This window comes from Rahnella sp. AA, from assembly GCF_002834385.1.
Lineage (GTDB): Bacteria > Pseudomonadota > Gammaproteobacteria > Enterobacterales > Enterobacteriaceae > Rahnella.
Map to the genome: position 1 here is coordinate 84,772 of NZ_PITQ01000014.1, position 24,408 is coordinate 109,179.

A 24,408-nucleotide genomic window follows, 5' to 3' on the forward strand; every position below is an offset into this window, starting at 1 on the left:
ACGACGTCGCCCTGTGGATTCAGTGTTTACACCATCGCCGGTTCGGGCGCGGGCTGATGAGCTGCCTCACGGATGAGGTAATCCAGCTCATCTTTCACCGACTGCACCTGAGGGCCGATCACCACTTGCAGGTTGTGTTCATTGAGATGAACCACGCCAATTGCACGGTTGGCTTTCAGCGTCGCATCGTCAACCAGCGACATATCTGCCACGGAAAGACGCAGACGGGTGATGCAGTTATCGAGTGAAACGATGTTACCGGCACCGCCCAGTGCGCTTAAGATCACCGGCACGTTGTAACCGGATTTGCTCGAAGACGGCACGGCGGCGGCTGGCATACTTTCAGATTCACGACCCGGTGTTTTGATATTAAAGCGCGTGATGGAGAAGCGGAAGATTGCGTAGTAAGCCGCGAACCAGATTGCTGCTACCAACGGCACCAGATACCACTTGGTGGCTGTGCCGTGCAGGATACCGAAGACCACGAAATCGATGATGTTACCGTCAGTATTCCCGATGGTGACGCCCAGTACCGACATAATGGTGAAGCCCAGACCGGTCAGAATTGCGTGGATCACATACAGAACCGGCGCAACGAACAGGAACAGGAATTCGATCGGTTCAGTGGTTCCGCCGACAACACAAGCGACCACGCCGGAAATCAGCAGGCCTTTAATTTTATGACGGTTTTCAGGTTTCGCGCAGTGGTACATCGCCAGCGCAGCACCCGGCAAACCGCCAAGGAATGCAGGCATTTTGCCCTGAGACAGGAACTGCGTCGCGCTTTCAGAGAAACCGTGCGTGGTCGGGCAGGAAAGTTGCGCCTGGAAGATGGTCAGCGCACCGCTGACTTCGCGGCCGCACACGTCCATTGTGCCACCGGCTTCGGTGAAGCGGATCAGCGCCACCAGAATGTGGTGCAGACCGAACGGTAACAGCAGACGTTCGCCGGAACCGAAAATCATCGGCCCGAATACGCCCGCGCCCTGAATCAGGCGGCCCAGACCGTTAATCCCGGCGGCGAAGAAGGGCCAGATTAACGGGATCAGCAGACCGACTAAACCGAGCACCACGGTGGTGACGATCGGCACAAAACGTGTGCCGCCGAAGAACGCCAGCGCATCCGGCAGGCGGATAGTGTTGTAACGCTCGTGCAGCATGTACACGATGATACCTACGATCACTGCGCCCAGAATACCGGTATCGATAGACTGGATACCGAGGATCATCTGGATGTTGTTGGCTTTCAGCACCAGAGGATCAACCGTTGGCAGGGTGCCGTTAGCGGTCAGGTAGAAGTTGATTGCCAGGTTCAGCACGGCAAAACCGACAAAACCGGAGAAGGCTGCAACGCCTTTGTTCTCACGCGCCATACCCAGCGGGATAGCGATGGCGAACATGACCGGCAGGAAGCTGAATGCAAATGAGCCGACTTTGCTCATCCACACGAAAATCAGCTGAAGAACAGGATTGCCGAGTGCAGGCAACAGCGTAACGACATCGTGGCTGCTTAAAGAGCTGCCGATGCCCAGCATAATGCCGCAAAACGACAACAACGCGACGGGCAACATGAAGGTTTTACCCAGGCTTTGGAAGAATTCCCAAAGTGTGACTTTTTGTTTTTTATTTGCAGGCATGACGGCTCCCTGAGTGGTTTGGTATTGGCTGTGTGGTAATGGCGGCTAAGATAAAACGTTTTACCAAAACAATACGTGTTGGAACTCACACTATTGAAAGGTGCCTGCACTATATAGGTGAAATGGAGGTTTAACGTTTTACTCAATAGTTGGAGTCGGGTATAACTGTTTGACCACACTGCAGATTTAAACGCTTTAGTCCGACGGGTGGGCCATAATCCTGCTTCATGGAGTCTGGAATGAACGACATAGCCTGATGAATCATAAAAAAATTACGATTATCGATGTTGCGCAGCACGCCGGTGTTTCGGTCACCACCGTTTCGCTGGTGCTCAGCGGCAAAGGGCGCATTTCCCTGAGCACTGCCGAACGGGTTAACCGTGCGGTGGATGAACTGGGGTTTGTGCGTAACCGGCAGGCCAGTACGCTGCGCGGCGGTGAGTCCGGCGTGGTGGGGCTGATTGTGCGTGATATCTGCGAACCGTTTTATGCGGAAATGACAGCCGGTCTCAGTGAGATGTTCGAGGCTCAGGGCAAAGTATTATTTCTGCTGCAAAGTGGCCCGTCAGGTAAAGGTCTGATGCGCTGTTTCGACACTTTGCTGACCCACGGCGTTGACGGCATTGTCATCGCGGGCGGTACTCACTCCATTTCCGGCCTGAAAGAAAAAGCCGATGAGCAGGGCGTCCCGCTGATTTGCGCCGCCCGTTCCGGCGGTATCGAAGGCGTCGACGTCGTCCGTCCGGACAATATGCTCGCCGCCAAAATGGCCACCGAATATCTTATCCGCCACGGCCACAAACAAATCGCTTACCTCGGCGGCCTCAGCAGTTCATTAACCCGCGCCGAACGTCTTGGCGGTTTCTGCGCGACCCTTGTGCAATATGGCCTGCCGTTTCGCAGCGAGTGGATTATCGAGTGTGATTACCAGCAGAAATGCGCTGCCGACGCTGCCGAAACGCTGCTGGCCCGTTACCCGAAAATCAGCGCCATCGTCTGCCATAAATCGTCCGTGGCGCTGGGGGCTTATTTCGGTGTATTGCGCACGGGTGCAGAAATCGGCGGCGGGGCGGTTGACAGCTTTTTCCAGCAGAAAGTGGCACTTATCGGCATGGAGGATGCACCGGAATCCGAGCTTACCGAACCGCCGCTGACGGCTATCGCCAACTCCGCGAGGGAGATCGGGCATGCGACGGCGAGACGGTTATTGCTGAGGATCGGGGGGCAGAATCTCGAGGCACAAAATATTATTGTTCCACCGGGGCTGGTAGAGAGAGAGTCGGCCTGAGAGCACCTTTGAGAAAGATGACAAGTTCAAGTTCAAGTTCAAAGTCGTGGGCGTCGGCCCACACCGACCAAAGACCCGGTAACGCGCGGGTCTCTGGACTCTGCGCTTTTTTAACTGCGCGCTGCCGCTCGCTGGCTATGTTTCAGAAATGCCTGCTAGTGCCGCAAACTCCGCCGCTGCGCGGTGCTCTCGTTTCGGATTCGAACCAGCGAGAAAAAAGACTCTCGCCGTTTCTCACCACTCACTCAACGTCGTTTTGAAAGCGGCCAGAGGCTATGTAATTCGAAAGATTGATGCTGGCTGGTTTTGATTTGCTCCTTCCCCTCTCACGAGGGGAAGGCTGGGATGGGGTGTTGGTTTTAGCGGCTCAGTGGCCTGCTAAACCCCCTCCCGGCCTCCCCCTTCGCAGGGGGAGGAGCAAACTAACCGCTCGTAAACGCTTGCAGAATGACATAGCCAGTGGCCGCTTTCAGAAAGCTTGCCGAGCGAAGTGTTTCGAGACCTATGGCTCGAAAACGAGTAAGGGAACCGCGCAGCGGCAAGTTTTCGCGGCAATCACTATTGTGTCTGAAACATAGCCAGCGAGCGGCAGCGCGCAGTTTAAGAGCCCGGGATTCTCAAGGGTGGTGGCGATAGACCACCCTTGAGGCCGGTTTGGGTGGCAACCCAAGGTCTTGATTTTGGCTTAAGGCCGGTTTGGGTGGCAACCCAAGGTCTTGACCTGGGTTGCGCGTTCACTGCAAGTGAAAAACCGAGACTTTCTCGATCAATTTAACCGTCCCGTGATATCCGGTCTGATATCACTGAGAATCCTGGCTTGTCCCCGTCTTAGGGCTCGACGCTGCCGAATCATCCGCACCCGTTGTCTTCGTGTAGATAATTTTCTGCGTATCATTCCCGCAATGCCCCACAACCTGACCACCGGCCTGATCAGCCTGATCGTTCGGGACGATATCCAGCTTAAAGCCTGATTCCGGCAAACCGTTGGCGACGATTTTCCGGGTGATATCCGCTTTCACGCTTTCGCAGGTAGCCGCCTGAACTGCCAGCGGCGCTAACATCATGACCGCAAGGCCAGCTAAGAGTGTCTTTTTCATCATTCATTCCTTTTATGAGAAACAGTGTATTAATTAGTTTAGCAGAGGGTGACAGCGGCAAAGCTTGCCGCTGTCTGGCAGGGAGGGGTGGAAAATTTTTATTACGGTGCCATCAGCTGACGGCCCGTGCGGCGGTCAAGGCAGCGCTGGGTGTTGTCTTCCCAGTAGGCGTTGATATTCTGGCTGGCGTTGCATTTATCGCGCAGATCGACAGAGTTATCGTATTTGGAATAATCCTTCTCGGCGCGTTGTGTTTTCATCGCGCGCAGACGCTGGGTTTCATTCCACTGTTCTTTGCTCTGACGGGCTTCTTCGTTAGACATGGCCTCATTGCCGCTTCCGCCAAAGACACAGGTTCCGCCCGCACAGTTGGTGGCCGCTTGAGCAGGAAGTTGCCAGGCTGCTGTCATTGCCAGCAAAGCGACAGGCAACATTCTGCGGGTCAGTCGGGTTATAAACGTTGTATTCATCAGCTAATCCTTTTAGTTTACACATCGCTCAGGCGAATCTTTTAAATTATAACATCCCTCTGATTGACGTCACCCTAAGCCTGCGTACTGGTTGATTTCTTATTGAACTACGGACTGTAAACCTGGCCCTTATTATGCTCAAAACGTCTTTACTGTTCTTTGCGACCGCGCTGGCGGAAATCATCGGCTGTTTTTTGCCCTATTTGTGGCTGCGCAAAGGCGGCAGTTTCTTGCTGTTGCTCCCCGCCGCGCTGAGCCTGGCGGCGTTTGTCTGGTTGCTGACATTGCATCCGGCTGCCAGCGGCAGGGTTTATGCGGCATATGGCGGAGTCTATGTGATGACCGCCATGCTGTGGCTGCGGTTTGTCGATGGCGTGAAACTCAGCACCACCGACTGGCTCGGAGCCTGCGTGGCGCTGGCCGGGATGCTGATCATCATTTCTGGCTGGAAAACGGCGTAAACGGTTACTGCGACAGTTTCTCCATCATCACGATCACTTTCTGGATAACAATCTGCGCGGCGCGGGACAGCTGGCGGCGCGGAGCCACGCAGAGTGCCAGGGTAAGCGGTTTGGCATTTCTCCCCTGTAAGGGGACAAACGCCAGCCGGTTTTCCTGCAAATCCGGCAATACATCGAGCAAGCTCAGCACCCCTACGCCAGCCCCTTTGCGGATAAGTTCGCGCATCATTCGCACGTCATTACAGACAATCGACGGCGTATCCAGCAGCTGATAGCGGTTATACAGGAGCTTTGCCCGGGCATTGACCATCAGCGGTTCAGAGGGAATGATCTGGCGATAGGCGGCAATATCGCTGAAAGACAGTGATTCCTGATATGAAAGCGTATGGCCTACCGGCATGGCGATACCAATGGGTAATTCTGCAAACGCCCGTACTTCAAGGCCAGTGTGCTCAACAGGGTCGAGCAATAAACCAAAATCCACTTCCGCAGAGCTGACTTGTTCACTGATATTCCTGCTGTCTTCGATGCGAATATCAAACGTCAGATAAGGGTGTTCTGCGCCCACTTCGGCAATCAGCTCCGCCACCATACCTTCACTGAGGGCTGCGATAATCGAAATCGTGACATGCCCGCGACGCAGCCCCTGGATTTCGTCGAAACGTTCGCGCGTTCGCGAAAATTCTTTGCGCCAGCGGCGGATGTCATCGAACAGAATTTCACCGGCAGACGTCAGCTTCAGGCCTGCCGGTAAGCGTTCAAATAACGGGGTTTCCAGCGTTTTTTCAGCCTGAAGGATTTGCCGGTTGATCGCTGAGGCCGAGACGTGCAGCACTTCCGCCGCTTTGCGCAGGCTGCCTGTTCGCGCGACTTCGGTAAAATATTGCGAGAAACGGGAGAATGGCGACATAGGTGTACTAATTTATGCAGTGAATAAGTGAGATATATATTATGGACTGCATCACTCATTTTTCCTAGATTGTGCGATGCCCCTTTGTAAAACAATCACCTCAGGTTGTTTTTCATGCAAAACGGGCGATGACAGGGTTCGTCAAAACACGTTTAAGCTCGTGTTCCGCTATCAACGGTAGAAAACGGGGCGAACTGTGGCATTCGCACCGCTGACACATGAGCGTGTTTTGAAAAACAACACTAATAACAAGCGTGCATTTTTTGAACATCCGGTCAGAAGTGATCACGCGACCAAGAGACACCTTCTCATGTTAGAAAAACTATTTAAGTTAAAAGCTCACCGTACTAACGTGCGGACGGAGATTGTGGCAGGACTCACTACATTTTTAGCAATGGCCTACATTCTGTTTGTTAACCCGTCTATTTTGGGCGCGACGGGGATGGATAAAGGCTCTGTTTTTGTGGCAACTTGTCTTGCTGCCGCAATCGGTTCCGCACTGATGGGCTTTATCGCTAACTACCCGATTGCACTGGCACCGGGCATGGGGTTAAACGCCTTCTTCACCTACACCGTTGTACTGCACATGGGGTATACCTGGCAGATCGCGTTGGGTGCTGTTTTCCTTTCCGCATGTATTTTCTTCGCGTTATCGATCTTCAAAATTCGTGAGTGGATTATCCGCAGCATTCCGCTGCCGCTGCGTTCGGCGATTGCGGCGGGTATCGGGCTATTCCTGGCTCTGATTGCGCTGGAAAACGCCGGTATTGTGGTTGCTAACCCGGCAACGCTGGTCGGTCTGGGTGACCTGACGAAGCCCGGGCCTCTGTTCGCAATGCTGGGCTTTATTGTGATCGTCGTGCTGGAAGCCCGTAAAGTAACGGGTGCGGTGCTGATTGGCGTGCTGGCCGTGACGGTTCTGGCGATTGCGCTGGGCTATTCACCGTTTGGCGGCGTGATGTCTATGCCTCCTTCCATCGCACCGACTTTCATGCAACTTGATATTAAAGGCGCATTCAACGTTTCGCTGATAAGCGTCGTGTTTGCCTTCCTGTTCGTGGATGTGTTCGATAACTCCGGCACCCTGATTGGCGTGACCAAACGCGCGGGTCTGGCAGACGAAGATGGCAACATCCCTAAAATGGGCCGTGCGCTGGTTGCTGACAGTGCGGCTGCGCTGTTCGGTTCCCTGCTGGGGACGTCAACTACTACCAGTTATATCGAATCGGCTGCGGGCGTGAGCGCCGGTGGCCGTACCGGTCTGACAGCCATCGTCGTCGCGATCCTGTTCCTGCTGAGCTTGTTCTTTGCACCACTGGCGGGCAGCGTTCCGGCATTTGCTACGGCTCCGGCTTTGCTGTTCATCGCGGTTCTGATGACTTCAGGCCTGGCTGAAATCGACTGGAAAGACATTACCGTTGCCGCACCGGTGACCGTGACTGCGCTGACCATGCCGTTCACGTATTCTATTGCCAACGGCATCGCGTTTGGTTTCATCACCTGGACGCTGGCAAAACTGCTGACTGGCCGTGCGCGTGAACTGAATGCGGCACTGGTAGTGTTGTCAATTCTGTTCGTGATTAAACTGGGCTGGCTGAGCGCGTAATTCGCGGGCTTTCAGATAAAAATAAGGCGCAGCATTTATGCTGCGCCTTTGTTTTTTACAGCGCGGTTATGCGTCGCGGTGAACCTGCAAACCGGCCAGCGACTGGCTGACAGGCATCATCTCGATGCTGTTGATATTCACGTGCGCCGGCAGGGTGGAAACCCAGAACACGGATTCGGCCACGTCCGCTGCCGTCAGCGGGTTAGTCTTGTCGTAGGTTTTGCTGGCTTTCTCGTCATCGCCTTTAAAGCGGATGTTGGAGAATTCCGTTCCGCCGCACAGGCCTGGCTCGATGTTGGTGACGCGAACGTGGGTGCCGTGCAGATCGGTGCGCAGGTTCAGGCTGAACTGACGGACGAAGGCTTTGGTGGCGCCATACACGTTGCCACCGGCATAAGGCCAGTTGCCTGCCGTTGAGCCGATGTTGATCACATGGCCGATATTACGCTCAACCATGCCCGGCAGTACCGCGCGGGTCATGTACACCAGACCTTTGGTGTTGGTGTCGATCATTTTGTCCCAATCTTCCAGCGACGCTTTATCCGCTTTTTCCAGGCCGAGCGCCAGACCGGCGTTATTGACCAGCACATCAATGTTGCTCCATTCGGCAGGCAGGCTGTCGATGGCATCTTTGATGGAGGCACGGTTAGTCACATCCAGCTCAACGGTATACAGCGCTTCACCCAGCTCCGCCTTCAGGTCGTCCAGACGCTCTTTGCGGCGGCCGGAGGCAATCACTTTATGGCCTTCTTTGACAAAGCGGCGCGCGATTTCAGCACCAAATCCGGCGGTCGCGCCGGTCACAAAAATAATCATCCCGGTATTCCTTTGTATTAAATGAAATAAAATCTAATCAAAAATGAACGCGTCTGCACGCGCGCGGCGTGCAGAAAAAGAAACTCTATAAGTATTAACACAAAAATAACCAGACCGGCAGCGGATGCAGGTCTGACTTGGTATCATTTTATTGCAGTCACTTTTTCAAATAAGGCGCAATCAGCGATAAATCTGCCGCAGAAAGCCGGTCCGGCGCGGTCTGCGCCTGATGCCAGTAAGGATACAGCAACGGCAACTGGCTGACTTTGTTAAGTCTTTCAATTTCTTCGCTATTCAGGGTTAAATCTGCCGCGAGCAGGTTGTCCTGCAACTGAGTGTCGTTACGCGCGCCGACAATCACTGACGTCACCTGCGGGCGCGCAATCAGCCACGCCAGCGCGATTTGCGCCGCGGAAACGCCGCGTTGCCCGGCGATATCCACCAGAACATCCACCACGTCATACAGCGCATTTTCGTCACGCACCGGCGGCTCGCCCCAGTCAGCCAGATGGCGTGTTCCTTCGGGCGCTGCCTGATTACGGCGATATTTACCGGAAAGCAACCCCCCGGCCAGCGGGCTCCAGACCAGCACGCCAAGGCCCTGATCCTGCGCCACCGGCAGGAGTTCGTATTCGGCTTCACGCGCCTGAAGCGTGTAATGGATTTGCTGACTGACCGGGCGGATATAGTGTTCTGCCTGCGCCACGCCCAGCGTTTTCATCACATGCCAGGCCGAAAAGTTGGAGACACCGACATAACGCACTTTGCCGCTGCTGACTAAATCGTCGAGCGCACGCAAGGTTTCTTCCAGAGGCGTCTGACCGTCCCATTCATGCAACTGATAGAGATCCAGATAATCCGTATTCAGACGCTTCAGGCTGGCTTCGCAGGCGCGCAGAATGTGGTGGCGGGATGAACCGCGATTATTCGAGCCATCGCCCATCGGGAAGCGCGCTTTACTGGCGACCAGTACATCGTGGCGCTTGCTGCCCAGCGCTTTACCGAGGATCACTTCAGATTCACCGCCCGAATAGACGTCGGCGGTATCAAACAGGTTGATCCCGGCATCAAGACACAAGCCAATCTGGCTTTGTGCGGCACCGACGTCAGTCTGGCCGGTTTTGGCGAATTTCCCCTGGCCACCAAACGTCATAGTGCCAAGGCTGAGAACTGAAACTTTCAGGCCGGAACGGCCAAGCAAACGGTATTCCATGGGTTATCTCCATTTTTCGGATACGTAATTTCAGTCTGGCTACGCGTCTATTTTTCCGACGTAGCCGGCGGGGGTACAGATTCTTTTTTGCGCCGCAATTCATCGCCTGCTGTTTTGTCCAGCGTCAGGCTGTCGAGCGTTCCGGCCAGAGAAAACAGGCCAATAATGATAAAGGCGATATGAAATGTGCTGATTTGTAAGGTGTCGCTGGCCGGTAAAAAGTGTCCGGCAATACGCAAGGAGAGCGCACCAATCGCAATGCCCAGGCCGGTAGAGAGCTGCTGAGCGGTGTTAAATAAGGTATTTGCACCGCCCATTTGTTCTGCCGGAACCTGCGAAAAGGCCAGCGTATTGAGTGCGGTAAATTGCATGGAACGGCTGAGGCCGCTGGCAAATAGCAGTAAAAACGTCACGAGCGTCGGGACTTGCGGCGTGAGCAGCGCACAGGCAAAAATGGTCGCTGAATTGAGCAGGCCGTTAACCAGCATAATCGACTTAAAGCGGAAGCGGTGCAAAATCGCTGAGGTAAAAGGCTTCATAGCCAGATTCCCGGCAAAAACTGACAGCACCAGCAAACCGGCGTTAAACGCGCTCATACCGTAACCGAGCTGGAACATCAGCGGCAGCAAAAATGGCAGGGCACCGATAGCCAAGCGAAACATTGAACCGCCGTAAATCGTGACTGCGTAACTTTTAATTTTCAACGCCACCAGCGGCAACAACGGGTGCGCGGCACGCTTTGAATGCCAGATGGCCAGCGTCCCGATGAGCAGCGCACCCCCAACCATCGCCACCGGCTTCCAGTTAACCGGCTCCTGATTAAACATATCCAGCCCGAAGATTAGCCCCAGACACGCCGCACCGGTCAGCACAAAACCGGCAACGTCAAAGGGGACTCCTTTTTGCCCCGGAACCTGCGGGATCAGCTTGCGGCTGAACATCAGTGCGATCACACCAAGCGGCAGATTGAGCAGAAATATCCAGTGCCAGGAAGCATACGTGGTGATAAATCCGCCCAGCGGCGGCCCGAGGATCGGCGCGACCAGTCCGGGCCAGGTAATGGTGGCGATGGCACGGATTAAATCTGATTTTTGCGTATTTTTCAGCACCACTAAACGCCCGACCGGCACCATCAGTGCCCCGGCAAACCCCTGCAACATGCGGGCGGCGGTAAATGTGCCGAGGCTGACGCTGGCGGAACATAACAGCGAGGCGAGGGTGAACAGGACCAGCGCCAGCGAAAAGACGTTACGCGTGCCAAACCGGTTAGCGATCCAACCGCTGGCCGGAATAAATACCGTGAGCGTCAGAATGTAGGCCGAAACGCCGATATTCATATCGACCGGATGCACGCCGAAATCTTTCGCCATCTGCGGCAGCGCGGTGACAATCACCGTGGCATCGAGGTTTTCCATAAAGAACGCGCCCGCGACCAGTAATGGCAGTGCGGAACCCGGCGGAAGTGAGAATTTTTTGTTTGCGAAGAAGCTCATAGAAAGTAAGCGCGCTAATGAAATAAGCAAAGCCTGAGCATAGCGCATCGGGGGAATGCGTCAACGACGGGATTTCACATCTCCCCCTGTGAAGGGGGAGATTTTACGCATTGATTCAGAATTCAGTTTCCGCCAGCCGTTCCCCGGACTGCGCATCAAACAGATGAATCGCTTCGCTGTTGGCTTCGAGGTACAACGGCTGATCGGTACTGACGCGGGCACGCCCGGCGAACTGGACATGCAGCGGGAAGCCGCTCCAGTCGATGTGCAGCAGGCTGCTTTCGCCGGTGACTTCCAGCAGACGCAGCGTGGCGGCGGGTTGCGCGCTGTGCTGAACCGGCCGGAGGTCATGCGGACGCAGGCCGAGCGTCACCGGTTCGCCTTCGGAATGTCGCGCCTGTAATGCCCATTTCTCCGGCAGGGCAAACCACAGTTGATTACAGGTCACGCCCGGTTTGCCGTCGATGCTCTGGAACACGCCGCTGAGTAAATTCATCGGCGGTGAACCGATAAACCGCGCCACAAAGGTATTCACCGGTTTGTCGTAAATCAACAGCGGATCGCCTTGCTGCACGATAAACCCATCTTTCATCACCACAATATTATCGGCCAGCGTCATGGCCTCGACCTGGTCGTGTGTGACGTAAACCGTGGTCGTGCGGAATTGCTGATGCAGTGATTTGATTTCTGCCCGCAGCTCCATGCGCAGTTGCGCGTCGAGGTTAGACAGCGGCTCATCAAACAGAAACACTTTCGGATTACGCACCAGTGCGCGTCCCATCGCGACACGCTGGCGCTGGCCGCCGGACAAATCTTTCGGCAGACGTTTCAGCAGATGATCAATGCCCAGCACTTTTGCCGCCTGCTGCACTTTGGCCTGTTGCTCGGCTTTCGGCACTTTCTTCACCTGCATGTGGAACGCCATATTCTCGGCGACGGTCAGGTGCGGATAAAGCGCGTAACTCTGGAAGACCATGGCGATATCACGATCTGCCGGGTCAAAATTATTGATTTGCTGTTTATCGAGCAGGATATCTCCGTCAGACAGTGACTCCAGCCCGGCCAGCAGGCGCAGCAATGTGGATTTTCCGCAGCCCGACGGGCCGACCAGTACGGTGAAACTGCCGTCTGCAATCGTCAGATCCAGCGGTTTGAGCACCTGCACTTTGCCATAATGTTTGGCGACTTTTACCAGTTCTACCAGAGCCATTTAGATTTTCTCCACAAGGCCAAAAAGCGATTGCCAGTCAGGATAACGGCGCGGGGAACTGCTGATTGCACAACCGGCAACGCGGACGCCCCATTGCAGCGCCGTGCCAGGCGGCAGGCCATAAATCATCGCGGATAAAAATCCGGCGTTAAAGCTGTCCCCGGCCCCGATGGTATCGACCACCTCGACCGGTTCGGCGTGCTGGTGCAGTGTCAGGTCTTTTGCCCACAGGCGTGCACCGTCCGGGCCGCATTTCGCCACGCAAAAAGCATTTTCTGCCATTTGAGTCAGCAACGTGCAAGCCGCGGCGTCCAGCGTGCCGGCACCGGCAAGCCCGAGGGTTTCGACTTCATTGAGCAGCAATGCGTCGCAGTATGGCAGCCATTGCGCGGCCTGTGCGCGCAGGGCGTCACTCCAGTCTTCCGGCGGCCAGCCGCTGTCGATACCCACCTTAAAACCCCGTGCTTTCAGCGCGGCCAGCAGTTGCGGATATCGGGCATAAAGCGCTGTACACAGCCAGGTGCCACACAGTAAAACCCAGTCGCCGGGCTGAGCCGTTTCCGGCAATTGCGCCAGCACATCCTGCATGGAAAGGCGGACGATGTGCCCCTGATTGCTGAAGAACGTCCGTTCGTGATCGGGGTGCGTTACGCCAAACGTCAGCGACGTTTCACACTCGCAGGTCGGCCAGTACTGTGCACTTTGTGGAAATAAACCCGCCAGCCAGCCGGTGAACTGATCGTTGCCCTGATTCGCCACCAGACGATGAGGAACGTCCAGCGCCGCCAGCGCCAGTGCACAGTTTCCCGCTGAACCGCCGGGGCGCAGGGAACTGCTTTCGAGCATCGCTTCGGTGCCTTTTTTTGGCCATTCATGCAGCGTGCTCATGATCAAATCCACGTTAATGTTGCCCACCACATACAGCGTGGCGCGGGTGTCAGGTTTGGTCGTCATGGATGAGGATTCTCTGGTGTTCATAATCAGCCTTTGCTGCCGCCAGCAGTTAACCCGCCGACCAGTGTTTTTTGCAGCCAAAGTGCAATAAAGAGCGGCGGAATGGCCGCAAGGATACCGACGGCGGCAATCAGCCCGTCATCGGTGGCGCGCCCGGCGGTGAAACCGGCAATGGTGACCGGCAAGGTCTGGGCGTCGATATTGTTGGTAAACAGCAGGGCATAGAAAAATTCATCCCAGGCCAGCAGCCAGCCAAACATGGCTGAAGCGCCGAGTGCCGGTTTTGCCAGTGGCAGCGTAATGCGTAACAGCACCTGCCAGTAACGTAACCCGTCGAGGCGTGAGGCTTGTTCGATATCGACCGGCAAAGCGTCAAACTGGTTTTTCAGCATCCAGGTCAGGAACGGCAGGATCATCGAGCAATACACCAGAATCAGCCCGAGATGCGTGTTGAGCAGGGTCATTTTTTCCAGGATGAAATAGAGCGGCAGGACGAAAGCCACCGGTGGCACCATATAAATGGCCAGGCTGCCAAACAGCCAGCCGTCGCGCCCCGGATAACGCGAGAAGCTGTACGCCGCCGGGATCGCCAGCAGCAGCGAAATCAGTGTGGCACCGCAGGCGACCAGCAGGCTGTTACCGAGTGCATGCAAAAACAGCGCGCCCGGTTGCCCGGCCTGAAGCGTCAGCAGGCTGGCGTAACGGCTGAAATCCCAGTGGCGCGGCAGCCACTCCAGCGGAATGCGGGTCAGGTCTTCCGCCGAGCTGACGCTCATCAGGAACATCCACACCAGCGGCGCAAGAATGGAGACTGCCAGGATCAGCGCCGCCAGATAGCGTAAAACGAGCCGGATTTTTTGTTTCATTCGGTGCTCCCTGAACGGCGCTGGCGCAATAACATCACCATATAAATCAAAATAAGCAGGGCACAAATCAGCGTCATGAGGATCGCGTAAGCGGCACCGCTGCCCGCGCGCAAATAGCTGAAGGACTCCTGATAGACGAAGAAGCTGACAGTTTTTGTGCTGTCGAGCGGGCCACCGCGGGTCATGACGTAAATGATGTCGAAGACCTTAAAGGCATCGATGGTGCGCAAAATGAGGGCGACGGCCAGCGGTGCGGCAATGGCCGGCAGAGTTATTTTGCGAAAGCGCCGAAACGCCGATGCGCCGTCGAGGCGCGCGGCCTCGAATAAATCTTCCGGGATGGTCTGCAGCGCCGCCAGCACCAGCAGAGTGATCAGCGGGTAGTTCTTCCAGATATCGGCAAACATCACGGCGTTAATGGCCGAAGACGGGCTGCCGAGCCAGCTGCGGTAGGTATCGATCAGGCCAAGCTGTGAAAGCAGGGCGTTGATGCTGCCGTAATCCGGGTTAAAGTTCAGCCGCCACATGGTCGCGTTGACGATGGTCGGCAGCGCCCACGGCAAAATCACCAGCACGCGTAAGGCGCTGCGTCCCCAAAATTGCTGGTTAAGCAGCAGCGCAACCAGCACGCCGATAAAACCTTCGAAGATCACCGAAACCACGGTGAAATACAGTGTGCGCCAGAGTGCTGCACGAAAATCAGGATCGGTCAGCGCATAAATAAAGTTGTCGCTGCCCACCCAGTTGGGCGCAGAACCGTCGCCGATTAAACCGGCGTCGGTGAAGCTGAGCCACAGCGTGCGGGCCAGCGGCCAGGCGGTCAGCAGAAACATCATCAGAAGCATCGGGGCCAGAAGCACCCATGCCTGACGGCGCTCGCGTTGGGGTAAAGTCAACATATTCAATTTCCGTGGTGTGGGTGCGCCCCGAATACCGGAATACCCGGGGCGTTGTGTTGGCTTTAAAAAATTAACGTAAACGGTCAGCGGCGGCGGTGGCGGCTTCCATACCGTCTTTCGCCGGGGTTTTACCCTGTAATACCGCCTGAATGTTCTGCTGCAAAATGTTCGACAGGCGTGAATAATCCGCCGTTACCGGGCGTGAGAGCATCACGTTCAGCGAGACTTTTGCTGCTGCAATCAGGGCTTCCTGATCTTTCTGCACTGCCGGATCGTCATACGAAGATTTCCAGATTGGCAGGCTCAGTTTGGCGTATTTATCCTGCACCGGTTGTGACGTCATATAGCTGATGTATTCCCACGCCTGATCCGGATGCGCGCTGGCTTTCGCGATGCCCAGGCCCATTGAGCCGTTGACGCCCGACGCGCCGCCTGCGGTTTCGCCCGGTGCCGGGATGACACCCACGTCACCCGCCACTTTGCTCTGTTTCGGATCGTTGGCCATGTTGTACATGTACGTCCAGTTCAGCGCGAAGGCCGCATCGCCGTTGGAGAAGGACTTACGCACGTCTTCTTCCAGATATTCGCGGGAGTTCGGGTTGGTCAGCCCTTTATCCAGCGTTTCTTTCATGTAATTGATGGCTTTCATCGCGCCGGAGTTGGTGAAGTTCAGCTTGCCGTCTTTGTAGAAATCGCCTTTAAACGCGGAAACCAGCGTGGTGTAGTCGCACAGCAAGGCTTCCGATTGTGACCAGCTCCAGACCAGCGGGTATTTCACGATGCCTTTTTCTTTCAGGATTTCAGACTGTTTCTCGACATCGGCCCAGGTTGCCGGCGGGGTAGTGATCCCGGCTTTTGCCAGCATGGCTTTGTTGTAATACAGATATTTGGTGTCGAGGATCCACGGCATGCCCCAGCGCTTGTCTTTGTAGGTCACGGTGGAAATCGCACCGTCGAAAACCTTGCTGCTTTCATCAGCGGGAATACGCGCCGTGACATCCTGCAACAAGCCGTATTTGTTGAATTCGGCAGGCCAGATCGCATCAAACAACACTACGTCATAACCTTTGTCACCGGCACCGCGCGCTGCCACGATTTTGTCGTGCAGGGCTTCGTAAGGGACAAATTCCAGATTCACTTTGATATCCGGATGCTGTTTGGTGAAATCAGCGGTCATCGCGCGGATATCCGCTTCGCTGTACGCCGCCTGGGTCATAAACAGAGCACTGAGGGTGGTTTCAGCCAGTGCGCTGGCGGAATATCCCAGAGTGAGGGCAGAGAGGGCGCACAGGGTGGCCGCAGGGGTAAATCGTAGGCTCATCGTCATTCTCCGAAACAGGGTTAGGTTTATTAAATCAATTTGATTGCTTTAATCGGTTAAAAAAAGTGGGATGACCATTTCTGGTAACCCCTGCGTCCCTGCCGGATGATTACTTTGCTACTGGGGCTCAATATGAATCTTAAAAACAGCTGAAAACGAATAGTGACTGGCAATTATTATTAACATACCAATAACATTCAAAGCTGTGATGGCACCGTCAAATCCATATCATCGTATTAATAAAATCAATTTGATTGCTGTAATCACTCTCCGCATACTGCCCTCAGGGTTTTCTCAGCGGGGATGTACGTGATAACAACTTCTGGCACCAATCTTGAGCACGCCCGTGCTCACAATCGTCGGGTGGTGATTGAAGCCATTCGCCTCAATGGTGAACTCACCCGTGCCGAAATTGCCCGGCTCACCTCACTCACGCCACAAACTGTTTCCAACATTGCGACCGAACTTGAGCAGGCTGGCATTCTTTCCTCCCACCTGCCGCGTCGTGCGGGAGGGCGCGGTCAACCAGCAACGCCACTGACACTCAATCCTGACAGCGCCTATTCCATCGGCATCCATCTTGATCATCAGTCGCTGCTGATTGTGCTGGTTGATCTCACCGGGACAGTTCGCTTTCGCAAACTCATCTCCGTGCAGAAACCACAGCCAGAGCCCACGCTGGCCCTTATCAGTCAGGTACTGCAAGAAATGCGCCAACAGGTAAAGATCGACTGGCGCAAGATTTTAGGCGTTGGCGTGGTGATGCCGGGGCCGTTTGGCGTCGAGGGGATTTCCTCACAAGGCCCCACCACGCTGCACGGCTGGGATGATGTGGATATTGAGGCGCGGCTGAGCGCGGCGACAGGCTGGCCGGTGCGGCTGGAAAATGACGCAACGGTGGCGGCTATTGGCGAACGTTTTCACGGCGTCGCTAAGCAATTATCATCATTTGTCTATCTGTATATTGGCACCGGGCTGGGTGCGGGTATCTTCACCGACGGGCGAATTTATACCGGTCATGCACACAATGCGGGCGAAGTCGGCCACATTGTGGTGCAACCGGGCGGACGCGAATGCTATTGCGGTAACAAGGGGTGTCTGGAACGCTATGTTTCGTTACAGGCGGCTTACGAAGCTTGCGGTCTGGATCCGATGTCGGCGAAACCGGAAGACCTGCTGAACGTTGATGAAGCGCTGTTCGATAAATGGCTGGATACCGCTGTCGAACCGGCACTTCAGGCCATCAACATTATGGAATGCGTGTTCGATGCCCAGAGCGTGATTATTGGCGGCACAATGCCGAAACTGCTGGTGGAAAAGTTGATTAAACGGCTGACGCCGCTGTACAGTTCGGTACGAAGCCGCTATGCGCAAACGGCGAGAATTCGCCTGGGCATGTCCGGCAGTGATACCCCGGCACTGGGTGCGGCGGCGCTGCCCATCTTTGATGAATTCAATCCGCAATATGAGGTGTTGCTGAAGTAATCTGAAAAAGCATCCGGATGGTCTGACCGTTTGGTCAGATTTGGCATAAGCTTTGCAAACATTCTGTTATCAATCGTGAATGAGAATGTTGCAGAGAAGGTAAATGCCATGAGTCAGATTATCACCCGCGCAGTCCGTGGAAATTTCTTCGATATCCGAGAGCCGGTGTTACGGCCGGAAGATCTCGATGCGCAGGTGCGTTATATCGAAGACGGGCTGATGTTGCTCAGCGGGGGTCATATCGTCTGGCTGGGCGAATGGCAGGAGGGCGAGGAAAAACTGGCCTGCGCACGCAAAACGGCCGATCTGAAAATTGATGATTACCGCGATAAACTGATTGTCCCCGGCTTTATCGATACGCATATTCACTACCCGCAAACCGAAATGATCGGTGCGTACGGCGAGCAACTGCTTGAGTGGCTGACGCGCTACACTTTCCCGACCGAACAGCAATATCACTGCGCTGATTACGCGAAGCGCATGTCGAAATTCTTCATTAATCAGTTACTGCTCAACGGCACCACTACCGCGCTGGTGTTTGGCACCGTGCACCCGCAGTCGGTCGATGCGCTGTTTAAAGAGGCCTCGGACATCAATATGCGGCTGGTGGCGGGTAAAGTCATGATGGACAAAAATGCCCCCGACGCACTGCTGGAAACGCCCGAACAAAGTGAAACCGATACGCGGCAGCTCATTAAGCGCTGGCATAACCGTCAGCGTCTGAGTTATGCGCTGACACCACGTTTTGCGCCGACATCTTCGCCTGAGCTGCTGCAAAAAGTCCGCCTGCTTAAACAGGAGTTTCCGGACGTGTATCTGCATACCCATCTCAGCGAAAACGTGGCGGAACTGTCGTGGGTAAAGGAGATGCATCCTGAGCATCAGCACTATCTCGACGTTTACCATCAGTACGGCCTGACCGGTGAACGCTGTGTGTTCGCGCACTGTCTGCATCTTGATGACAGTGAGTGGGACTGTCTGCACGACACCGACTCCACGATTGCCTTTTGCCCGACGTCCAATCTGTTTCTCGGCAGTGGCCTGTTTAATCTGCAAAAATCCTGGCAAAAACAGGTGCGGGTTGGCATGGGCACTGATGTGGGAGCTGGCACCACGTTCAACATGCTGGAAACACTTCTGGAAGCCTACAAGGTCGGACAGTTACAGCGCTACCGGCTGTCTGCTTTCGAAGCTTTTTATCACGCGACGCTGGGCGGTGCCCGGTCGCTACATCTTGATGACAAAATCGGTAATTTCAACACCGGCAAAGAGGCTGATTTCGTGGTGCTCGAGCCGGGCGTCAGCGCGTTACAGAAACTCCGTGCGTCAAACAGCAAAACACTGGCCGAGAAGCTGTTTGTGCTGATGACACTCGGTGACGATCGCAATGTTTACTGCACGTATATCGATGGCGAGCTGGCCTGTGAACGGGACGCTCAGCAAGGGGATTTGCCAGCATGATGAACAATGATACGGGCGGTAAGGTCCGCATAGCGCGCGAACGCACGCTGGAAAATATCCACGCAGCAGCGATCGCCGAGTTCAGTGAGAAAGGTTTTCAGGGGGCGACCACGCAGGCGATTGCGCAGCGTGCGGGGATCAAAAAGGCCCAGCTACATTACTACATCGCCGGGAAAGAGGAGCTCTACGAAGAGTTGCTGCAAAAAGTGCTTAAGGTCTGGGGCGATATCATTCAGTTTGACCCGTCTCTCAGCGAACCCGAAGACGTACTCCGCCGCTATATCCGCAATAAACTGAATTTTTCATTCGACCAGCCGGAGCTTTCGCGCATTTTCACCAGCGAAGTGCTTGGCGGGGGGCACTATTTACATAAGTACTGGCCGCAGGCAACGCAAAATATCATTGGCAAAGAAAACCTGATCCATCAGTGGATTGTGCAGGGGAAAATTCGTCCGCTGGATGCGCGTCTGTTCATCATGCATATCTGGGCCGTGACACAGTATTACGCGGATTTTGCGGTACAGGTAAAACACATGTATGGCAATTTCGACGGCGATACGCAGGCGCGGGAACACATTATTGATGAAGTCACGACACTGATTCTGAACGGGTGTAAGACAGGAGACGGCGTATGATCCAATTTTTGATGAACGGCAGGATCCACACCGAAACGGATCTGCCCGCCGACACCACGGTTTTACAATACCTGCGCCGTGACGCCGGGCGTTGCGGAACGAAAGAGGGCTGTGCTTCCGGTGATTGCGGCGCCTGTACCGTTGTACTGGCTGAACCGGAAGGCGATACGCTGAAGTATCGCACCGTCAATGCCTGCCTGACTTTTATGCCCGCCATCCAGGGTAAGCAGCTGATCACGGTAGAAGATCTCAGGCATCGCGGCGAGCTGCATCACGTCCAGCAGGCCATGGTCGATCATCACGCCTCACAGTGCGGCTTTTGTACGCCAGGTTTTGTGATGTCCCTTTTTGCACTGGAAAAGCAAAAAAATGCGTTTGATGTGACGCATACGCAGCACGCGCTTTCCGGTAATCTCTGCCGCTGCACCGGCTACAGGCCGATCATGGCCGCCGCTCAGGCAATTTGCGAAGCGCCGCAGCCCGATCAGTTTGATGCCGATACGCAGCGTACGCTGGAAAAACTCCGGTCGATTTCTACATCGGAACAACCTGTCACTGTTGAGCAACTTGCAGAGCGCTACCTTGCTGAGCCAGATTCCCGTCTGGTGGCGGGCGGAACCGATCTGGCGCTCGAGGTCACACAACGTTATCAGCGGCTCCCGAAACTGATTTCACTCAGCCATATTGCCGGGCTGAAAGAAATTACGCTGACCGGTCAGGCTATTCATATCGGCGCAGCGGCACCGCTCAGCGAATGCCTGCCGGTGTTACACCGTGAATTCCCGGAGTTTGGCGAACTGCTGGAACGCTTCGCCTCGCAGCAAATCCGTAATCAGGGCACATTTGGCGGTAACATTGCTAACGCTTCCCCAATCGGCGATGGCGGGCCGGTATTGCTGGCGCTCGGAGCATCACTGCTGCTGCGCTGCGGGACACAACAGCGCAAATTGCCGCTCGATCAGTTCTTCCTCGGCTACCGCAAAACGGCCTTGCAGCCCGGCGAATTTATCGAACAAATCCGCATCCCGCGCGTCACTGCTGCGGCCCGCCAATTGCGGGTTTATAAAGTCTCGAAACGGCTGGAGGACGATATTTCTGCCGTCTGCGCTGCCATACAGATCGAAATCCAAAATGGTGTGGTGGCCCATGTGCGCATTGCCTTTGGCGGCATGGCTGAAGTGGCGAAACGTGCGGCCTGCTGCGAGGCACAACTCCTAGGAAAACCCTGGCAGACCGCAACGGTTGAGCTGGCCTGTCAGGCGCTGGAACTGGATTTCACGCCAATCAGCGATTTTCGCGCCAGCCGTGAATACCGTATGCAGGTAGCGAAAAATCTGCTGCGCCGCTGTCATATCGAAATGACATCTCCGGAAACACTGATGCGGGTAACTCACTATGTCTGAATCCAAACCGGCTCTCTCGCAACAGGAAATGGAGGCGTTGTTCTGTGCAGGGCTGCAGAGCGGCGTGGGGAAAAGCCAGAAACATGAAAGCGCGGACAAGCACGTCAGCGGCGAAGCTGTGTATATCGATGACCGGCTGGAGTTTCCTAATCAGCTACATCTGGTGCCGCTGCTCAGCCCGCATGCACACGCCGATATTATGCAGATCGATACCGAACCTTGTTACACCGTGCCGGGCGTTGTGCGGGTGATGACCGCTGAAGATGTGCCCGGAAATCTGGACATAGCGCCGCTGACCCACGGTGACCCGCTGATGGCGCAGGGCGTGGTGGAATACGTCGGGCAGATTGTGCTGGTGGTTGCCGCGACTTCACCGGAGGCTGCCCGCGCCGGAGTGGCCGCAGCCAAAGTGGAATATCAGTTACGCGACGCCGTCCTGACTGTGAAACAGGCACTGGCGCTGGAACATTACGTAGAAGAGCCGCACCAGCATAAACGCGGCGATGCAGAAACGGCGCTGGCCTGTGCGCCACACCGTTTGCAGGGCGAGCTTGAAATTGGCGGTCAGGAGCATTTTTATCTGGAAACCCAGATAGCCGCGGTCATGCCCGGGGAAGATGGCGCCATGCTGGTTTACAGTTCGACGCAGCACCCGACGGAAGTCCAGAAACTGGTGGCGTCGGTGCTGGATTTACCGATGCATAAAGTGGTCGTCGATATGCGCCGTATGGGCGGTGGCTTCGGCGGCAAGGAAACGCAGGCAGCCGGTGCGGCGTGTCTTGCAGCCCTGGCGGCGCATCTGACCGGGCGCCCGGCGAAAATGCGCCTCGCGCGTCAGGATGACATGTTGATCACCGGCAAGCGCCATCCGTTTAATGTCAGCTACGACGTCGGGTTTACCGATGACGGCGTGATCCACGGCATTGACATTAAACTGGCCGCCAACTGCGGTTATTCACTGGATCTTTCCGGTTCGATTGTCGACCGCGCGATGTTCCATTCCGATAACGCTTATTACCTTGGTGATGCCCTGATTACCGGTTACCGCTGTAAAACCAATATGGCGTCAAACACGGCTTACCGGGGGTTCGGCGGGCCGCAGGGAATTGTCGCCATCGAGCATATCGTCGATCACATTGCCCGCGAACGGGGTATGGATCCGCTGACGGTGCGCAAGAATAACTATTACGGGCAGGAAAGCCGCAACGTTACGCATTATCACCAGAATATCGGGCAGAACCTGTTGCAGGAGATGACACAGCAGTTAGAAGAAAGTGCGGAATATGCCGCAAGGCGTGACGCTGTCACGGAATTTAACCGTGCAAACCCCTACCTGAAAAAAGGGCTGGCGCTGACGCCGGTAAAATTTGGTATCTCATTTACCGCCAGTTTTCTTAATCAGGCAGGCGCGCTGGTGCTGGTCTACACCGATGGCAGTATTCAGCTTAATCATGGCGGCACGGAAATGGGCCAGGGGCTGAATACCAAAGTGGCGCAGGTGGTGGCGGAAGTTTTTCAGGTGGACATCAGCCGGATTCAGATAACTGCCACAGATACCGGTAAAGTGCCCAATACATCGCCTACAGCGGCTTCATCTGGCGCTGACCTTAACGGCAAAGCGGCTCAAAATGCGGCGGAAATCATCAAAGGCCGCATGATTGAAATGCTGATGCGCACGCACAGTGCAAAGGAAAACGAAATCACGTTCAGCAATGGTCAGGTGAAGGTTAAAGACCAGTATTTCAGCTTTGGGCAGATTGCCACGCAGTGCTGGCTGAATCAGGTGCCGCTCTCCAGTACCGGTTACTATAAAACGCCAAAGATTTTCTACGACCGTAGCAAAGCCGCCGGGCATCCGTTCTATTACTTTTCTTACGGTGCGGCCTGCGCGGAAGTCCTGGTTGATACGCTGACCGGCGAATACAAACTGCTGCGCGCAGATATCCTCCATGACGTCGGCGATTCGCTGAATCCGGCGATAGACATCGGCCAGGTGGAAGGCGGATTTGTGCAGGGCATGGGCTGGCTCACGACCGAAGAACTGGTGTGGAACGACAAAGGGCGGCTGATGACCAGTGGCCCGGCGGCGTACAAAATCCCGGCGATTGGCGATATTCCGCAAGACCTGCGCGTGAAACTGGTGGAGAACCGTAAAAACCCGGAAGACACGGTATTCCATTCCAAAGCCGTCGGAGAGCCGCCGTTTATGCTGGGAATATCCGTCTGGTGTGCAATTAAAGACGCGGTCGCGAGCCTCGCGGGTTATCGCGTACATCCTCAGATTGACGCGCCTGCTACGCCGGAAAGGGTGCTTAACGGTGTGAATCTGTTGCAGTTTTCAGGTGACGCTGTCACGTATTCAGTTGAAAAAGTGTCCGGATAACGGAGGTTCTTATGCGCACTGATGATTGGGTGACCTGTTTACATAATTTGCAGCGCCGTGGAGAGCCTTGTGTCGTTGCGACGCTGGTGGATAACCAGGGATCCACGCCACGGGATGCCGGGAGCAAAATGCTGATCACCGCCGACCGGCTGTTTTACACGCTTGGCGGCGGCAATCTTGAGTTTCAGGTCACAGCGATTGCCCGTGAGATGTTGCTTGAGGGCGCGAAGACCAGCCGTTTGGAGCGTTTTTCGCTGGGGGCGAGGCTGGGGCAATGTTGCGGCGGTATGGCGTCTGTTCTGCTTGAACCGCTCGGACAACCGCAGCCCCAGGTGGTGGTATACGGCGCGGGCCATGTCGGACGGGCGCTGGTGAATATCCTCAGTACCTTACCGTGCCGGATTACCTGGGTGGACGCACGCGCCAGTGAGTTTCCTGCACAGGTTGACCCGCAGATTACCTGTGTGGTGGATGACGAACCAGAAGGTACCGTGGCGCAGATGCCCGCAGGCAGTTATTTCATGGTGTTAACGCACGATCATCAGCTGGATTTGGCCCTCAGCGAAAAAATTCTGAAACGCGGGGATTTCCGCTACTTCGGGCTGATCGGCTCCGAGACGAAGCGAAAACGCTTTGACTACCGTTTATCCGGCAAAGGGATCTCCGGTGAACAATTGGCGAGAATGCGCTGCCCGGTCGGCCTGTCGGATGTGCGGGGTAAACTCCCCGCAGAAATCGCGGTGGCGATTGCGGGGGAATTTATTGCGGCATACGCGGCGCAAAACCTCGCAGTTAACTGA

Annotated in this window: 21 protein-coding genes; 9 read left to right on the plus strand and 12 right to left on the minus strand. The window is 55.3% G+C overall.

All coding sequences use genetic code 11. The features are described from left to right. Positions 1-26: 26 nt before the first annotated feature. Positions 27-1,637 (minus strand): maltose/glucose-specific PTS transporter subunit IIBC, encoded by a 1,611-nt coding sequence (gene malX / locus CWS43_RS24190; protein WP_101079709.1) that lies wholly within the window; start codon positions 1,635-1,637, stop codon positions 27-29. Between the two features lie 256 nt (positions 1,638-1,893). On the opposite strand from malX, the gene malI reads away from it, so the two are divergent. After that, positions 1,894-2,925, plus strand: a complete 1,032-nt coding sequence (malI, locus tag CWS43_RS24195) for a Mal regulon transcriptional regulator MalI (RefSeq protein WP_101079710.1) — start codon at positions 1,894-1,896, stop codon at positions 2,923-2,925. 800 nt (positions 2,926-3,725) lie between these two features. Here malI and CWS43_RS24205 read toward each other — a convergent pair. Further along, on the minus strand, positions 3,726-4,022 hold the full coding sequence (locus tag CWS43_RS24205; protein ID WP_101079712.1) for a DUF1161 domain-containing protein: 297 nt from the start codon (positions 4,020-4,022) through the stop codon (positions 3,726-3,728). Positions 4,023-4,123: 101 nt separating this feature from the next. Continuing rightward, positions 4,124-4,492, minus strand: coding sequence for a DUF1283 family protein (locus CWS43_RS24210; protein WP_101079713.1), 369 nt, complete (start codon positions 4,490-4,492; stop codon positions 4,124-4,126). A 134-nt stretch (positions 4,493-4,626) separates the two neighbouring features. Between CWS43_RS24210 and CWS43_RS24215 the strand changes: the two genes are divergently transcribed. Beyond that, the gene (locus CWS43_RS24215; protein WP_101079714.1) at positions 4,627-4,953 is read left to right on the plus strand and encodes a YnfA family protein; all 327 of its coding nucleotides are present in this window, start codon (positions 4,627-4,629) and stop codon (positions 4,951-4,953) included. A 4-nt stretch (positions 4,954-4,957) separates the two neighbouring features. Here CWS43_RS24215 and CWS43_RS24220 read toward each other — a convergent pair whose 3' ends face one another. Further along, the gene (locus CWS43_RS24220; protein ID WP_101079715.1) at positions 4,958-5,863 is read right to left on the minus strand and encodes a LysR family transcriptional regulator; all 906 of its coding nucleotides are present in this window, start codon (positions 5,861-5,863) and stop codon (positions 4,958-4,960) included. Between the two features lie 310 nt (positions 5,864-6,173). On the opposite strand from CWS43_RS24220, the gene CWS43_RS24225 reads away from it, so the two are divergent. Next, positions 6,174-7,469 (plus strand): NCS2 family permease, encoded by a 1,296-nt coding sequence (locus tag CWS43_RS24225; protein ID WP_101079751.1) that lies wholly within the window; start codon positions 6,174-6,176, stop codon positions 7,467-7,469. Between the two features lie 66 nt (positions 7,470-7,535). On the opposite strand, the gene ydfG is transcribed toward CWS43_RS24225, so the two are convergent. The 8 genes from ydfG to CWS43_RS24265 form a co-directional block, all read right to left on the minus strand. Further along, positions 7,536-8,285 (minus strand): bifunctional NADP-dependent 3-hydroxy acid dehydrogenase/3-hydroxypropionate dehydrogenase YdfG, encoded by a 750-nt coding sequence (gene ydfG, locus CWS43_RS24230; RefSeq protein WP_101079716.1) that lies wholly within the window; start codon positions 8,283-8,285, stop codon positions 7,536-7,538. 157 nt (positions 8,286-8,442) lie between these two features. After that, the gene (locus CWS43_RS24235) at positions 8,443-9,498 is read right to left on the minus strand and encodes an aldo/keto reductase (RefSeq protein ID WP_101079717.1); all 1,056 of its coding nucleotides are present in this window, start codon (positions 9,496-9,498) and stop codon (positions 8,443-8,445) included. A gap of 47 nt (positions 9,499-9,545) precedes the next feature. Next, positions 9,546-10,991 carry an MFS transporter gene (locus CWS43_RS24240; RefSeq protein WP_232777185.1) on the minus strand — a complete coding sequence of 482 codons (1,446 nt, stop codon included), beginning with the start codon at positions 10,989-10,991 and terminating at the stop codon, positions 9,546-9,548. 115 nt (positions 10,992-11,106) lie between these two features. Next, positions 11,107-12,201 carry an ABC transporter ATP-binding protein gene (locus tag CWS43_RS24245; RefSeq protein ID WP_101079719.1) on the minus strand — a complete coding sequence of 365 codons (1,095 nt, stop codon included), beginning with the start codon at positions 12,199-12,201 and terminating at the stop codon, positions 11,107-11,109. Next, positions 12,202-13,155 carry a carbohydrate kinase family protein gene (locus tag CWS43_RS24250; protein ID WP_101079752.1) on the minus strand — a complete coding sequence of 318 codons (954 nt, stop codon included), beginning with the start codon at positions 13,153-13,155 and terminating at the stop codon, positions 12,202-12,204. It lies immediately after the preceding gene. A gap of 26 nt (positions 13,156-13,181) precedes the next feature. Further along, the gene (locus CWS43_RS24255; RefSeq protein ID WP_101079720.1) at positions 13,182-14,021 is read right to left on the minus strand and encodes a carbohydrate ABC transporter permease; all 840 of its coding nucleotides are present in this window, start codon (positions 14,019-14,021) and stop codon (positions 13,182-13,184) included. Beyond that, positions 14,018-14,920: a carbohydrate ABC transporter permease gene (locus tag CWS43_RS24260; protein WP_101079721.1), complete on the minus strand. Its 903-nt coding sequence runs from the start codon at positions 14,918-14,920 to the stop codon at positions 14,018-14,020. Before CWS43_RS24260 ends, CWS43_RS24255 begins: the two co-directional genes overlap by 4 nt. A 70-nt stretch (positions 14,921-14,990) precedes the next feature. Continuing rightward, entirely contained in the window at positions 14,991-16,241 is a 1,251-nt protein-coding gene (locus CWS43_RS24265; protein ID WP_101079722.1) for an extracellular solute-binding protein, read from the minus strand. A gap of 312 nt (positions 16,242-16,553) precedes the next feature. On the opposite strand from CWS43_RS24265, the gene CWS43_RS24270 reads away from it, so the two are divergent. The 6 genes from CWS43_RS24270 (at position 16,554) to xdhC (ending at position 24,408) form a co-directional block, all read left to right on the plus strand. Continuing rightward, positions 16,554-17,726 carry an ROK family transcriptional regulator gene (locus tag CWS43_RS24270; RefSeq protein WP_198555922.1) on the plus strand — a complete coding sequence of 391 codons (1,173 nt, stop codon included), beginning with the start codon at positions 16,554-16,556 and terminating at the stop codon, positions 17,724-17,726. 108 nt (positions 17,727-17,834) lie between these two features. Beyond that, positions 17,835-19,187, plus strand: coding sequence for a guanine deaminase (gene guaD / locus CWS43_RS24275; protein ID WP_101079723.1), 1,353 nt, complete (start codon positions 17,835-17,837; stop codon positions 19,185-19,187). Beyond that, entirely contained in the window at positions 19,184-19,822 is a 639-nt protein-coding gene (locus tag CWS43_RS24280; RefSeq protein ID WP_101079724.1) for a TetR family transcriptional regulator C-terminal domain-containing protein, read from the plus strand. The genes guaD and CWS43_RS24280 overlap by 4 nt, the downstream gene beginning before the upstream one ends. After that, positions 19,819-21,225: a xanthine dehydrogenase small subunit gene (gene xdhA / locus CWS43_RS24285; protein WP_101079725.1), complete on the plus strand. Its 1,407-nt coding sequence runs from the start codon at positions 19,819-19,821 to the stop codon at positions 21,223-21,225. The genes CWS43_RS24280 and xdhA overlap by 4 nt, the downstream gene beginning before the upstream one ends. After that, positions 21,218-23,608 (plus strand): xanthine dehydrogenase molybdopterin binding subunit, encoded by a 2,391-nt coding sequence (xdhB, locus tag CWS43_RS24290; protein WP_101079726.1) that lies wholly within the window; start codon positions 21,218-21,220, stop codon positions 23,606-23,608. Before xdhA ends, xdhB begins: the two co-directional genes overlap by 8 nt. Before the next feature lie 11 nt (positions 23,609-23,619). Beyond that, positions 23,620-24,408 (plus strand): xanthine dehydrogenase accessory protein XdhC, encoded by a 789-nt coding sequence (gene xdhC, locus CWS43_RS24295; RefSeq protein ID WP_101079727.1) that lies wholly within the window; start codon positions 23,620-23,622, stop codon positions 24,406-24,408.

What these genes read in the sequence shown, in the direction of transcription:
- malX (WP_101079709.1), bottom strand. Translation starts at nt 1,637, where the DNA reads ATGCCTGCAAATAAAAAACAAAAAGTCACACTTTGGGAATTCTTCCAA.
- malI (WP_101079710.1), top strand. Translation starts at nt 1,894, where the DNA reads ATGAATCATAAAAAAATTACGATTATCGATGTTGCGCAGCACGCCGGT.
- CWS43_RS24205 (WP_101079712.1), bottom strand. Translation starts at nt 4,022, where the DNA reads ATGAAAAAGACACTCTTAGCTGGCCTTGCGGTCATGATGTTAGCGCCG.
- CWS43_RS24210 (WP_101079713.1), bottom strand. Translation starts at nt 4,492, where the DNA reads ATGAATACAACGTTTATAACCCGACTGACCCGCAGAATGTTGCCTGTC.
- CWS43_RS24215 (WP_101079714.1), top strand. Translation starts at nt 4,627, where the DNA reads ATGCTCAAAACGTCTTTACTGTTCTTTGCGACCGCGCTGGCGGAAATC.
- CWS43_RS24220 (WP_101079715.1), bottom strand. Translation starts at nt 5,863, where the DNA reads ATGTCGCCATTCTCCCGTTTCTCGCAATATTTTACCGAAGTCGCGCGA.
- CWS43_RS24225 (WP_101079751.1), top strand. Translation starts at nt 6,174, where the DNA reads ATGTTAGAAAAACTATTTAAGTTAAAAGCTCACCGTACTAACGTGCGG.
- ydfG (WP_101079716.1), bottom strand. Translation starts at nt 8,285, where the DNA reads ATGATTATTTTTGTGACCGGCGCGACCGCCGGATTTGGTGCTGAAATC.
- CWS43_RS24235 (WP_101079717.1), bottom strand. Translation starts at nt 9,498, where the DNA reads ATGGAATACCGTTTGCTTGGCCGTTCCGGCCTGAAAGTTTCAGTTCTC.
- CWS43_RS24240 (WP_232777185.1), bottom strand. Translation starts at nt 10,991, where the DNA reads ATGAGCTTCTTCGCAAACAAAAAATTCTCACTTCCGCCGGGTTCCGCA.
- CWS43_RS24245 (WP_101079719.1), bottom strand. Translation starts at nt 12,201, where the DNA reads ATGGCTCTGGTAGAACTGGTAAAAGTCGCCAAACATTATGGCAAAGTG.
- CWS43_RS24250 (WP_101079752.1), bottom strand. Translation starts at nt 13,155, where the DNA reads ATGACGACCAAACCTGACACCCGCGCCACGCTGTATGTGGTGGGCAAC.
- CWS43_RS24255 (WP_101079720.1), bottom strand. Translation starts at nt 14,021, where the DNA reads ATGAAACAAAAAATCCGGCTCGTTTTACGCTATCTGGCGGCGCTGATC.
- CWS43_RS24260 (WP_101079721.1), bottom strand. Translation starts at nt 14,920, where the DNA reads ATGTTGACTTTACCCCAACGCGAGCGCCGTCAGGCATGGGTGCTTCTG.
- CWS43_RS24265 (WP_101079722.1), bottom strand. Translation starts at nt 16,241, where the DNA reads ATGAGCCTACGATTTACCCCTGCGGCCACCCTGTGCGCCCTCTCTGCC.
- guaD (WP_101079723.1), top strand. Translation starts at nt 17,835, where the DNA reads ATGAGTCAGATTATCACCCGCGCAGTCCGTGGAAATTTCTTCGATATC.
- CWS43_RS24280 (WP_101079724.1), top strand. Translation starts at nt 19,184, where the DNA reads ATGATGAACAATGATACGGGCGGTAAGGTCCGCATAGCGCGCGAACGC.
- xdhA (WP_101079725.1), top strand. Translation starts at nt 19,819, where the DNA reads ATGATCCAATTTTTGATGAACGGCAGGATCCACACCGAAACGGATCTG.
- xdhB (WP_101079726.1), top strand. Translation starts at nt 21,218, where the DNA reads ATGTCTGAATCCAAACCGGCTCTCTCGCAACAGGAAATGGAGGCGTTG.
- xdhC (WP_101079727.1), top strand. Translation starts at nt 23,620, where the DNA reads ATGCGCACTGATGATTGGGTGACCTGTTTACATAATTTGCAGCGCCGT.